Source organism: Streptomyces sp. NPDC046303 (genome assembly GCF_055588085.1).
The window spans coordinates 86,254-98,147 of the sequence record NZ_JBVJFA010000003.1; the positions used below are offsets into that span (position 1 = coordinate 86,254).

The 11,894-nt window shown below is 71.4% G+C and carries 11 protein-coding genes; 3 read left to right on the plus strand and 8 right to left on the minus strand.

What is annotated here, in order from left to right:
* Positions 1 to 3: 3 nt before the first annotated feature.
* The gene (locus tag ACZ6I1_RS03920) at positions 4 to 540 is read right to left on the minus strand and encodes a GNAT family N-acetyltransferase (protein WP_469282762.1); all 537 of its coding nucleotides are present in this window, start codon (positions 538 to 540) and stop codon (positions 4 to 6) included.
* Complete coding sequence (locus ACZ6I1_RS03925) at positions 537 to 1,058, minus strand: SMI1/KNR4 family protein (RefSeq protein WP_469282763.1); 522 nt, start codon at positions 1,056 to 1,058, stop codon at positions 537 to 539. Before ACZ6I1_RS03925 ends, ACZ6I1_RS03920 begins: the two co-directional genes overlap by 4 nt.
* 109 nt (positions 1,059 to 1,167) lie before the next feature.
* Between ACZ6I1_RS03925 and ACZ6I1_RS03930 the strand changes: the two genes are divergently transcribed.
* Positions 1,168 to 1,869, plus strand: coding sequence for a nitroreductase family protein (locus tag ACZ6I1_RS03930; RefSeq protein ID WP_469282766.1), 702 nt, complete (start codon positions 1,168 to 1,170; stop codon positions 1,867 to 1,869).
* Between the two features lie 85 nt (positions 1,870 to 1,954).
* Here ACZ6I1_RS03930 and pruA read toward each other — a convergent pair whose 3' ends face one another.
* A complete protein-coding gene (gene pruA / locus ACZ6I1_RS03935) occupies positions 1,955 to 3,586 on the minus strand; it encodes an L-glutamate gamma-semialdehyde dehydrogenase (RefSeq protein ID WP_469282769.1) in 1,632 nt (543 codons plus the stop codon).
* A gap of 31 nt (positions 3,587 to 3,617) precedes the next feature.
* The gene (locus ACZ6I1_RS03940) at positions 3,618 to 4,544 is read right to left on the minus strand and encodes a proline dehydrogenase family protein (protein ID WP_469282772.1); all 927 of its coding nucleotides are present in this window, start codon (positions 4,542 to 4,544) and stop codon (positions 3,618 to 3,620) included.
* Positions 4,545 to 4,704: 160 nt separating this feature from the next.
* Between ACZ6I1_RS03940 and ACZ6I1_RS03945 the strand changes: the two genes are divergently transcribed.
* Positions 4,705 to 5,913, plus strand: coding sequence for a PucR family transcriptional regulator (locus tag ACZ6I1_RS03945; protein WP_469282774.1), 1,209 nt, complete (start codon positions 4,705 to 4,707; stop codon positions 5,911 to 5,913).
* Between the two features lie 90 nt (positions 5,914 to 6,003).
* On the opposite strand, the gene ACZ6I1_RS03950 is transcribed toward ACZ6I1_RS03945, so the two are convergent.
* Positions 6,004 to 6,630, minus strand: a complete 627-nt coding sequence (locus tag ACZ6I1_RS03950; RefSeq protein ID WP_469282776.1) for a TetR/AcrR family transcriptional regulator — start codon at positions 6,628 to 6,630, stop codon at positions 6,004 to 6,006.
* 76 nt (positions 6,631 to 6,706) lie between these two features.
* On the opposite strand from ACZ6I1_RS03950, the gene ACZ6I1_RS03955 reads away from it, so the two are divergent.
* Complete coding sequence (locus tag ACZ6I1_RS03955; RefSeq protein ID WP_469282780.1) at positions 6,707 to 8,263, plus strand: MFS transporter; 1,557 nt, start codon at positions 6,707 to 6,709, stop codon at positions 8,261 to 8,263.
* 87 nt (positions 8,264 to 8,350) lie between these two features.
* On the opposite strand, the gene serA is transcribed toward ACZ6I1_RS03955, so the two are convergent.
* The 3 genes from serA to ilvN form a co-directional block, all read right to left on the minus strand.
* Positions 8,351 to 9,940 (minus strand): phosphoglycerate dehydrogenase, encoded by a 1,590-nt coding sequence (gene serA / locus ACZ6I1_RS03960; protein ID WP_469282783.1) that lies wholly within the window; start codon positions 9,938 to 9,940, stop codon positions 8,351 to 8,353.
* Positions 9,941 to 10,204: 264 nt separating this feature from the next.
* Positions 10,205 to 11,206, minus strand: coding sequence for a ketol-acid reductoisomerase (gene ilvC, locus ACZ6I1_RS03965; RefSeq protein WP_469282785.1), 1,002 nt, complete (start codon positions 11,204 to 11,206; stop codon positions 10,205 to 10,207).
* Positions 11,207 to 11,362: 156 nt separating this feature from the next.
* Positions 11,363 to 11,887 carry an acetolactate synthase small subunit gene (ilvN, locus tag ACZ6I1_RS03970; RefSeq protein ID WP_030010002.1) on the minus strand — a complete coding sequence of 175 codons (525 nt, stop codon included), beginning with the start codon at positions 11,885 to 11,887 and terminating at the stop codon, positions 11,363 to 11,365.
* Between the last annotated feature and the right edge of the window lie 7 nt (positions 11,888 to 11,894).

The following is an 11,894-nucleotide window of genomic DNA, read 5'->3' on the forward strand; positions in this document are numbered from 1 at the left end:
CCGCTACAGCACGTCCCCCTCGCGCCAGTCGAAGTCGAGCCGCCCGGTGGGGTCCAGCCGGACCCCACCGGGCGGCACCCACACGTAGGTCGACCCCTCCTCCTCGGGGAGCCGCACGGGCCCCTCGGGCGACAGCACCCCGATCCGCCCGCCCCACACCCGCCACCCCCGGGCGCGGTACAGCCCGGCCCCGTCCTCGGACGCCGACAGCGCCCCGAGCACGTACGCCCCCGCGATGATCCGCTCCAGCCCGTCCATGACCCGCCCGCCGAGCCCGCGCCGCCGGTGGCCGGCCCGTACGGCCACCGCCTCGACGTATCCGGCCCGCAGGGCTCGTCCCCCGTGCACGACCCGCCGCTGTACGACGCTCCCGTGCGCGACGAGCAGGCCGCCCTCGCGCAGGAGCACGTGCATCCCGCCGAGCGCGTGCTCGAAGTCCTCTTCGGGGAAATCCCCGTCGAAGGCCTCGTGGAGCAGTTCCCGGATCTCCCCGAGCTCGTGCGCGGCCAGCTCCGAGGTGTGGGCGACCCGCGTGCTCATCGCTGCTCCAGCCAGTCGGTGTACCAGGTGCGGAAGTCCGGGCTCTCGGGCACGCAGCTGCCGAAGTCCTGGTCCACGTGCCAGACCTGCCCGGCCCGCGCTCCGGTGACGACGAGCCGGGAGTACGTTCCGCAGCCGCGGTCGGCGAGGACGAGCGTGCCCAGGGTCAGCCCCTCGCTCTCGTCGTACCTCCGGTTCGCGTCGAAGTACCGGGGCTCCGCGATCGGGCAGGGCGTGGCGAGCCGCCCCGGCCGCCGGTCCTCCTGCCACTCGTCCTCCGCCGCACCGTCCTCCTCGGCGTCCCAGCGCGGGGTGATCAGGGGCATCAGCCCGTGCCCGGGGCCGGCGGGGCCGTCCCCGACCGCCACCACGAACGCCCGGTACTCCTCCGGCAGGCGGATCGCGTGCTCCTCCTCGAAGGCGCGCACCGCCCGCTCACCGAGCGCGGGCGCCAGCTCGTACCGCGCCGGCCTGCTGCGCAAGCGCGCCCGTACCGCATCCGCGTCCCAGTCCGTCATGGCGCGACCGTAGCAAGGACCGCATTGCGGACGCCGGAGGGCGTGCACCGGCCGGAATCGGCCGAGCCCGGTCTGGACCTGCCCGCCGGGCCGTCGGCAGACTCGTGCCATGTCGCCCGATTCCCAGCAATGGACCCCCACCCACGGCCTCCCCTACCGCCCCGCCGCCTACCGGCCCGTGCGGATGCCGAGTCAGGAATCCCTCGCCCGTTCCGCCGAGTTGCGCGCGCGCATGGACGAGCGGCGGACCGTGCGCCACTTCTCCGCCGACCCGGTGCCCGAGCAGGTCGTCCGGGACGCCATCGCGTGCGCCGCGACCGCTCCCTCCGGGGCCCACCAGCAGCCGTGGACCTTCGTCCTCGTCAAGGACCCGGCGGTGCGGCGGCAGATCCGTGCCGCCGCCGAGCAGGAGGAGGCCCTCTCGTACGACGGCCGGCTCGGCGACGAGTGGCTCGCCGCCCTGCGCCCCCTCGGCACGGACGCCGTCAAGACCCACCTGACGGACGCCCCGGCCCTGATCGTGGTCTTCCAGCAGCGCTACTGGCTCGGCCCGGACGGCACGAAGCGCAAGCACTACTACGTGGACGAGTCCGTCGGCATCGCGGTCGGCATGCTGCTGTCCGCGCTCCACCTGTCGGGCCTGGCGGCCCTGGTGCACACGCCGAGCCCGATGCGCTTCCTCTCCCACGTCCTGGACCGCCCGGAGAACGAGAAGGCCTTCGCGGTCATCCCGGTCGGCTACCCGGCGGACGACTGCGAGGTCCCGGACCTGGTCCGCAAGTCCCTCGACCAGGTGATCGTCGAGGTCTGACCGCGGCGGGTCCGCGAACTGGAACCGCCCCCGCTCCGGACTTGGGGGTACCGGAGCGGGGGCGGGGTTCGGCTGGGCGGGGAGGTCAGCCCATGTGGGGGTAGCCGTACTCGGTCGGCGCGACCAGGGTCTCCTTGATGGAGCGGGTCGAGGTCCAGCGCTGCAGGTTGGTCGCCGCGCCCGCCTTGTCGTTGGTGCCCGAGGCGCGGCCGCCGCCGAAGGGCTGCTGGCCGACGACGGCGCCGGTCGACTTGTCGTTGATGTAGAAGTTGCCCGCCGCGAAGCGGAGCTTCTCCATCGCGTCCGCCGCCGCGTACCGGTCCGCCGCGATGACCGAGCCGGTCAGCGCGTACGCCGAGACGGACTCCATCTGGGCCAGCATCGCGTCGAACTCGGCGTCCTCGTAGACGTGCACGGCGAGGATCGGGCCGAAGTACTCGGTCGTGAAGACCTCGTTCTCCGGGTCGGTGCACGCGATGACGGTCGGGCGGACGAAGTAGCCCTCCGAGTCGTCGTACGTGCCGCCCGCGACGATCTCGCAGGTCGGGTCGGCCTTCGCCCGGTCGATGGCGGCCTTGTTCTTCGCGAAGGACCGCTCGTCGATGACGGCGCCGATGAAGTTGGTCAGGTCGCGGACGTCACCCATGGCGATGCCGTCGACCTCGGCCGCGAAGGCCTCCTTGAAGCCGTCGTTCCAGATGGAGGCCGGGATGTAGGCGCGCGAGGACGCCGAGCACTTCTGGCCCTGGAACTCGAAGGAGCCGCGGGTCAGGGCGGTCTTCAGGATCGCGCGGTCCGCGGACGGGTGCGCGACGACGAAGTCCTTGCCGCCGGTCTCGCCGACCAGGCGCGGGTAGGACTTGTACTTCTCGATGTTGTTGCCGACCGTCTTCCACAGGTACTGGAAGGTCTTGGTCGAGCCGGTGAAGTGGATGCCGGCCAGCTCGGGGTGGTTCAGGGCCACCTCGGAGACGGCGATGCCGTCGCCCGTCACCAGGTTGATGACGCCCTTGGGCAGGCCGGCCTCCTCCAGGAGCTCCATCAGGAGGACCGCGGAGTGGGTCTGCGTCGGGGACGGCTTCCACAGGACCACGTTGCCCATCAGGGCGGGGGCGGTCGGGAGGTTGCCGGCGATGGCCGTGAAGTTGAACGGGGTGATCGCGTAGACGAAGCCCTCGAGCGGGCGGTGGTCGCTGCGGTTCCACACGCCGGCGGAGTTGGCGACCGGCTGCTCGGCCAGGATCTGGCGGGCGAAGTGGACGTTGAAGCGCCAGAAGTCGACGAGCTCGCACGGGGTGTCGATCTCGGCCTGCTGGGCGGTCTTCGACTGGCCCAGCATGGTGGAGGCGGCGAGCTTCTCGCGCCACGGGCCGGACAGCAGCTCGGCGGCGCGCAGGATGATCGCGGCGCGGTCGTCGAAGGACATCGAGCGCCAGGCCGGGGCGGCGGCCAGGGCGGCGTCGATGGCTTCCTGCGCGTCGGCCTGGGTGGCGTTGGCGTAGGTGCCGAGCACCGACTTGTGGTCGTGCGGCTGGACCACGTCGAAACGCTCGCCGCCGCCCATCCGCTTGACGCCGTTGATCGTCATGGGGAGGTCGATCGGGTTCTCGGACAGCTGCTTGAGCTGCGTTTCGAGCCGCGCGCGCTCCGGGGTGCCGGGGGCGTACGAGTGGACCGGCTCGTTGACCGGAGCGGGGACCTGGGTCACAGCATCCATGGGGCTGGTAACTCCTTGACCTAGTTCTTGGCTAGTTCTTGGTGATCATCGAGCGGAGGAAGAACAGCAGGTTGGCCGGCTTCTCCGCGAGGCGGCGCATGAAGTAGCCGTACCAGTCCGTCCCGTACGCGGTGTAGACCCGCATCCGGTGGCCCTCGGCGGCGAGCCGCAGGTGCTCTTCGCTGCGGATGCCGTACAGCATCTGGAATTCGTACTCATCCAGTTTGCGCCCGGCCTGCCGGGCGAGCTCCTGGCCGATGGCGATCAGCCGCGGGTCGTGGGACCCGATCATCGGGTAGCCCTCGCCGTTCATCAGGATCTTCATGATCCGGACGTACGCCCTGTCGATCTCGGTCTTGTCCTGGTAGGCGACCTCGGCGGGCTCCTTGTAGGCGCCCTTCACGATCCGGACGCGGCTGCCGGACTCGGCCAGCCGGCGGGCGTCGGCCTCCGTGCGGAAGAGGTAGGCCTGGATGACGCAGCCGGTCTGCGGGAAGTCCCGGCGCAGCTCCTCGTGGATGGCGAACATCGAGTCGAGGGTGGTGTGGTCCTCGGCGTCGAGGGTCACGGTGGTGCCGATGGCGGCGGCGGCCTCGACGACCGGGCGGACGTTGGCGAGCGCGAGCTCGTGGCCGCCCTCCAGCGCCTGTCCGAACATCGACAGCTTCACGGACATCTCGACGGTCTCGCCGAGGCCGAGCTCCGCGAGGCGCCCGATGAGCTCGAGGTAGGCGTCGCGGGCGGCGTGCGACTGCGCCACCTCGGTGATGTCCTCGCCGACGACGTCGAGGGTGACCTCGAGGCCGTCGCGCGTGAGGCGCTCGACGATCGGGATCACCTGGTCGACCGTCTCACCGGGGATGAACCGGTTCACCACGGGCTTGGTCACCGGGGCGGCCGAGACGATACGACGCATTGTGGCGCTGCGCGAAGCGGCGAGGATCACGGGACCCAGCACGGGTGCACCTCCAGCGGGTGGCAGAAGAAAAGCGCAAGTAAAACCACCGTGAAACCTAAGGATCGGTTTGATCCTCTGCCATCGACAGCTGTCACGCATCCGTGTCCCGGATCTCATACATCTGTCTGAAGGGGCTGCTCGGAGGTGGGAGAATGTCCGGGTGAAGGGCGATTACCAGGACCTGGTGGACGAGATCTCGGCGCTGCTGGGCGCACCGGCGACGCTGGAGAACCGGGACTTCCGGCTGATCGCATTCGGCGCGCACGACAGCGACGACGACCAGGCCATGGACCCGGTGCGCACCCGCTCGATCCTGACCCGGCAGTCGACGGCGGCCGTCCGGTCCTGGTTCGAGGGTTTCGGCATCGCCCGCGCCACCGGCCCCGTGCACATCCCCGCGGCCCCCGAGGCCGGGGTGTTCCGGGGGCGGATCTGCCTGCCGGTGCGGTGCCGGGGCATCGTGCAGGGCTACGTGTGGCTCCTCGACCAGGATCCGGGGCCGGGGCCGGCGGAACTGGCCGCGGCGATGGAGGTGGCGCAGCGCATCGGGGTGCTGCTCGACCAGGAGGCGAAGGCGGGGGCAGACCTGTCGCGGGAGTTCCTGGCGGTGCTCACGGCAGGCCGGGGCTGGCAGCAGGAGATGGCGGTGGCCGCGCTGCGGGTCGCCCTGGGCCCGGCCGCGGAGGGACTGCACGCGGCGGTGTGCGTGGCGCCGTGGACCGGGGAGGTGCCGGCCTCGGTGCCGGGCGCCGCAGCGGTGTGCGCGGTCCCGGGCGGGGCCGGGCCGGGCGGACCGGACGGCTCCGGGGGCGCGAGCGGCGGCGGTACGCCGTCCGGCCGCGCCCCGGCCCTGGCGGTGCTGCTGAGGCTGCGCTCGAGCGACGCCGTCGCCGCGGCCGTGACGGCGATGGAACGGCTCCTGCCGCGGGCCGGCGCGGGGGACGCGCGGTCGCGGCCGGTGACGGCCGGAGTGGCCGAACCGGTCCGGGCGCTCGCGGAACTGCCCGCAGCCTGGGAGCAGGCGGTGGCCGCGGCCCGGGCGGCCGCCGCGCAGCCCCGGCTCGGCCCGGTCGCCCGCTGGTCGGCGATCGGCCCGTACCGGCTGCTGGCGGCCGTGGCCGCCGACCCGGTGGACGACCCCGCGACGCGCGCCCTGCTGACCCCGGCCCACCGCGAACTCGCCCGTAGCGCGGAGGTGTTCCTGGACTGCGCGGGCCAGGCGGGCCGGGCGGCGGCGGCCCTGGGCATCCACCGGCAGACGCTGTACTACCGGCTCGCCAAGGTGGAGCAGCTGACCGGCCTCGACCTGGACGAGGGCGAGGACCGGCTGCTGCTCCACATGGCCCTCAAGGCAGCCCGCCTGGCCTGAGCCCCCGAACTCCTCGGCTCCCCAAGGGTTTCGTGGCACGGACGCTCCCGCTCGGTGCGCCGCCGCGGCCATCGGCCGCCCGGGCTGCGCCTATTGCGGGTCCGCGGCCTGCTCCGGCGCAGGCTGCGGCTCCGGCTCCGAGCGCGGGCGTCCCAGCGCCGCCGCCGAGGCCGCCCGCATGCCCTCGGTGAGTTCCTCGGCGCTGGCCGCCGATTTCGGGTCGAACAGCCACTGGATCATCAGGCCGTTCAGCAGCGCCTGGTAGAAGGCGCCCAGCGTCCGCTCCTCCCGTTCGGTGATCTCCTCCTCCGGGGTCCCGGTGAGCATCGCGATCAGACCCCGGCGCCCCTCGGCCTGCGAGGCCGCGAGCAGCGCCCGCAGATCAGGCATCCGGTCGCGGGCCAGTGCGACCTCCAGGCTGGCCGCCCAGACCGGACCGGCCTCGTCCCGCTGGGCGAGGAAGCCGTCCCAGACCGCGCGGAACCGTTCCAGCGAGCCGCCCTCGCCTTCCACACGGTCCTGAAAGACCGCGCCCAGCTGCTGCATCAAGTCGATGAAGGCCTCGGCGAGCAGGGCGTCCTTCGAACCGTAGTGGTAGCCGATGGAGGCCAGGTTCGCGCCCGAGGCCTTCACGACGTCTCGCGCCGTGGTGCGCACGAAACCCTTCTCGACCAGGCACTTCTTGGCGCCTTCGAGCAGATCTTCACGATGTCCCATGCCGTCACCGTAGCAAGACGGCCGTCCCATACAACCGTCATAGACAAACGTTTATGACGTCTGTACATTGCTTCTCATGACGAACCCCGCTGCCACAGCGCGCCTCGCCGGCCGCCGCGAATGGACCGCCTTCACCGTCCTCGTGCTGCCGCTGCTCCTGGTCTCGATGGACGTCTCCGTCCTCTACTTCGCCATCCCCGCCATCACCCGCGAGCTGGACCCCAGCGCCACCCAGCAGCTCTGGATCTTCGACAGCTACGCCTTCGCCCTCTCCGGCCTGCTGATGACGATGGGCTCGCTGGGAGACCGGATCGGCCGGCGCCGGCTGCTCCTGATCGGCGCGAGCGCCTTCGGCCTCGCCTCGGTGGCCGCCGCCTACGCCACCAGCGCGGAGATGCTGATCGCGGCCCGGGTCCTGCTCGGCATCGGCGGGGCGACCCTGATGCCGTCCACGCTGGCGCTCGTGCGCAACCTCTTCCAGGACGCCAGGCAGCGCGGCCAGGCCATCGCGATCTGGTCCGGCGTCATGACCGGCGGCATCGCCCTCGGTTCGGTCCTGAGCGGACTGATGCTGAACCACTTCTGGTGGGGTTCGGTCTTCCTGATCAACGTCCCCGCGATGGTGCTCCTGCTGGTCCTGGTCCCGGTCCTGGTCCCGGAGTTCAAGGACCCGGCCCCCGGCCGCTTCGACCTGCTGAGCGTGCCGCTGTCCATGGCCGCCGTCCTGCCCGTGGTCTACGGCCTGAAGGAGATCGCCGCCGAGGGCTTCGAGCCCCTCTACCTGGGCAGCGTGGCCGTGGGCCTGGCCTTCGGGTACGTCTTCGTCCGCCGCCAGCGCACCCGTGACGACGCGATGGTCAGCCGGGCGCTCTTCCGGGGCCGCGGCTTCGGGGCGGGCGTCGGCCTCAACACCGTCGCCGCCTTCGCGATGATGGGCTCGGCCTACTTCACCACCCAGTACCTCCAGTCGGTGCTGGGCATGGGCACCCTCGAGGCCGCCCTGTGGAGCCTCGCCCCGTCCGTCGTCATCGGCGCCGCCGCCCCGGCCTCCGCGGCCCTGGCCCAGAAGGTGGAGCCGGCCTACGTCATCGCCGGCGGGTTCGTCCTCGCCGCGGCCGGATTCGCCCTGATCGGCCTGGTCGGCCAGGACTCGCTGTGGCTGCTGCTGACGGGCGCCGGCGTGCTCGCCTCCGGTCTGGTCACCGTGATGTCGCTGGTCTCGGCCATGGCGCTGGGCTCCGCCCCCGCCGAGAAGGCCGGCTCGGCCGCCTCCCTGCTGGAGACGGGCCAGGAGTTCGGCGGCGCCCTCGGCATGGCCCTGCTGGGCAGCCTCGCCACCGCCGTCTACCGCAGCGACCTCGCCGGCTCCGAGCCCGCGGTCCGCGAGACCCTGGGCGGCGCGGTGGCCACCGCCCAGCAGCTCGGCGGGGAAGCCGGCGAGCAGGTGCTGGCCCTGGCCCGCGAGGCCTTCGTCCACGGCATGCAGTACGCGGCCTGGGGCGGTACGGCGCTGCTGCTCGCGGCGGCCGTGCTCGCCGCGGCTCTGATGCGCGGGATCGAAGCCCCGGCCCCGGCCGCGGCGGAGCGGGCCCCGGTTCCCGGAGACGGCGTGCAGGAGCCGACGTACCACTGATCGGGGAACCGGTCACGGCGCGGGAGCCGTACGACGCGGAAGGGCCCGGGGGGAACTCCCCCGGGCCCTTCCCTGTCGGTCCTGCGATCAGCCGAGGCTGACCGTGCGCGCCGAGACGGCGCCGATCTCGGCGGCGATGTCCGCGAGGACGTTCGCCGGGACCTCGGCGTCGACGGTGAGGACCGCGAGCGCCTCGCCGTGCTCCTCGGCGCGGGCGACCTGCATGCCCGCGATGTTCAGGCCGGCCTCGCCGAGCAGCTGGCCGACCTTGCCGACCACGCCCGGGCGGTCGGTGTAGCGCAGCACGACCATGAAGTCGGCGAGCGCCAGGTCCACGTCGTACTCGCCGACGCCGACGATCTTCTGCAGGTGCTTCGGGCCGGCGAGCGTGCCGGAGACCGAGACCTCCTGGCCGTCGGAGAGGGTGCCGCGGACGGTCACCACGTTGCGGTGGTCCGGGGACTCCGAGCTGGTGGTCAGGCGCACCTCGACACCGCGCTCCTGCGCGAACAGCGGGGCGTTGACGTAGGAGACCGTCTCGTCGACGACGTCCTCGAAGACACCCTTCAGCGCGGAGAGTTCGAGCACCTTCACGTCGTGCTGGGTGATCTCGCCGCAGACCTCGACGTCGAGGCGGACCGCGACCTCGCCCGCGAGGGCGGTGAAGATGCGGCCGAGCTTCTCGGCGAGCGGCAGGCCCGGACGGACGTCCTCGGCGATGACACCGCCCTGGACGTTGACCGCGTCCGGCACGAGCTCACCGGCGAGCGCGAGGCGCACCGACTTGGCGACCGAGACACCGGCCTTCTCCTGGGCCTCGTCCGTGGACGCGCCGAGGTGCGGGGTGCAGACCACCTGGTCGAGCTCGAACAGCGGGGAGTCCGTGCAGGGCTCCTTCGCGTACACGTCGAGGCCGGCGCCGGCGACGCGGCCCTCCTTGATGGCCGAGTACAGCGCGGCCTCGTCCACGATCCCGCCGCGCGCGGCGTTGACGATGCGGACGGACGGCTTCACCTTGTGCAGCGCCTCGTTCCCGATGAGACCGAGGGTCTCGGGGGTCTTGGGCAGGTGCACGGTGATGAAGTCGGCGACCTCGAGGAGCTCGTCCAGCGTCAGCATCTTGACGCCCATCTGGGCGGCGCGCGCGGGCTGCACGTAGGGGTCGTACGCGACGATCTTCATGCCGAAGGCCGACATGCGCTGCGCGACCAGCACGCCGATGCGGCCGAGGCCGACGACGCCGAGGGTCTTCTCGCTGAGCTCGACACCCGTGTACTTGTTCCGCTTCCACTCGCCGTTCTTGAGGGCGGTGTTGGCCTGCGGGATGTTGCGGGCGGTGGCGACGAGCAGGCCGCAGGCGAGCTCGGCGGCGGTCACGATGTTGGAGGTCGGCGCGTTGACGACCATCACGCCGGCCTTGGTGGCGGCGGAGACGTCGACGTTGTCCAGACCCACGCCGGCGCGGGCGACGACCCGCAGCTTCCTGGCGGCGGCGATGGCCTCGGCGTCGACCTTGGTGGCGGAGCGGACGAGGATCGCGTCGACGTCGGCGATCGCGGGCAGCAGCTCGGCGCGGTCGGCGCCGTTGCAGTGCCGGATCTCGAAGTCCGGGCCGAGCGCCTCCACGGTGGCGGGCGACAGCTCTTCGGCGATGAGTACGACAGGTTTCGAGCTCACGTGGGTCCTCACAGGTCCAGTGCGGACGGCCGTCCCGACGGCCGCAGGCGGTGGAGGGGGTAGCCGCGTGGAAGACGCACGACACTGTGGGCCTGACGCGTTGTGTTGAGCAGTGTAGTGGCGGTGGCGGGCCGGATTTCCGCCTGTACGGAAGGATCACCCGTCCGTGGTTGGCCGCCTTGGACAAGCCGGGGTGTCCCGCGGCCCGTCCGGCCGTGTGCGGCGGGGCCGGGACGCACCGTCCCGGCCCCGCCGTTCACCCGATCAGCCCTCGCTGCTGTCGACCCAGCTCATCAGCTTGCGCAGCTTCTTGCCGGTGGTCTCGAGCAGGTGCGCCTCGTCGGCCTTCTTGTACTCGTTGTACTTCGGCAGACCGGCCTTGTACTCGGCCATCCAGGTGTTGGCGAACTCGCCGCTCTGGATCTCCGCGAGGACCTTCTTCATCTCGGCCTTGGTGGCGTCGGTGATGATCCGCGGGCCGGTGATGTAGTCGCCCCACTCGGCGGTCTCGGAGACCGACCAGCGCATCTTCTCCAGGCCGCCCTCGTACATGAGGTCCACGATGAGCTTCAGCTCGTGCAGGCACTCGAAGTACGCGATCTCCGGCTGGTAGCCGGCCTCGGTCAGGGTCTCGAAACCGGCCTTGACCAGCGCGGAGGCGCCACCACAGAGGACGGCCTGCTCACCGAACAGGTCGGTCTCGGTCTCCTCGGTGAAGGTGGTCTTGATGACGCCGGCGCGGGTGCCGCCGATGCCGGCCGCGTACGAGAGCGCGAGGGCGAAGGCGTTGCCCGAGTGGTCCTGCTCGACGGCCGCGATGCACGGAACGCCGCGGCCCTCCTCGTACTGGCGGCGGACCAGGTGGCCCGGACCCTTCGGCGCGACCAGGGCGACGTCCACGTGGGCCGGGGGCTTGATGAAGCCGTAGCGGACGTTGAAGCCGTGGCCGAAGAAGAGCGCGTCGCCCTCCTTGAGGTGGTCCTTGATGGACTCCTCGTAGATCTCGGCCTGGAGCGGGTCCGGCGTCAGGATCATGATGACGTTCGCCCACTCGGCGGCCTCGGCCACCGGGAGGACCTTCAGGCCCTGCTCCTCGGCCTTGGCCTTGGACTTCGAGCCCTCCTTCAGGCCGACGACGACGTCGACGCCGGAGTCACGGAGCGACAGCGCGTGGGCGTGGCCCTGGCTGCCGTAACCGATGACCGCGACCTTGCGGCCCTGGATGATGGACAGGTCGGCGTCGTTCTCGTAGAACAGCTCGGCCACTGGGATATCTCCTTGGTGCGCTGGTGTTGCTCCCACCGTACGGCGGGGAACGGAATCTGAGTTTCTCGGTCTCGCTATGCGAACGTGAGCGTGTCCGACGTGTCTTGCGCGTCCGTTGTACCGGCCGCTCCGCCCACGCCGGGCACGACGGGCACGTCAGGCGCTGCGGTCGAGCGCGCGCAGGCTGCGGTCCGTGATGGACCGTCCGCCACGCCCTATGGCGATCGTGCCGGACTGCACGAGCTCCTTGATGCCGAAGGGCTCCAGCATCTTGAGCATCGCGCCGAGCTTGTCGGAGCCGCCGGTGGCCTCGATGGTGACGGCCTCCGGGGAGACGTCGACCGTCTTGGCCCGGAACAGCTGGACGATCTCGACGATCTGCGAGCGGGTCTCGTTGTCGGCGCGGACCTTGACCAGGACGAGTTCGCGCTCGATCGCGTTGTGCGACTCCAGCTCCACGATCTTGAGCACGTTGACCAGCTTGTTGAGCTGCTTGGTCACCTGCTCCAGCGGAAGGTCCTCGACGTTCACGACGATGGTGATGCGGGAGATGTCGGGGTGCTCGGTGACACCGACCGCGAGGGAGTCGATGTTGAACCCGCGGCGGGAGAACAGCGCGGCGATCCGGGCGAGGATGCCGGGCGTGTTCTCGACCAGGACGGAGAGCGTGTGCTTGGACATGTGAGGC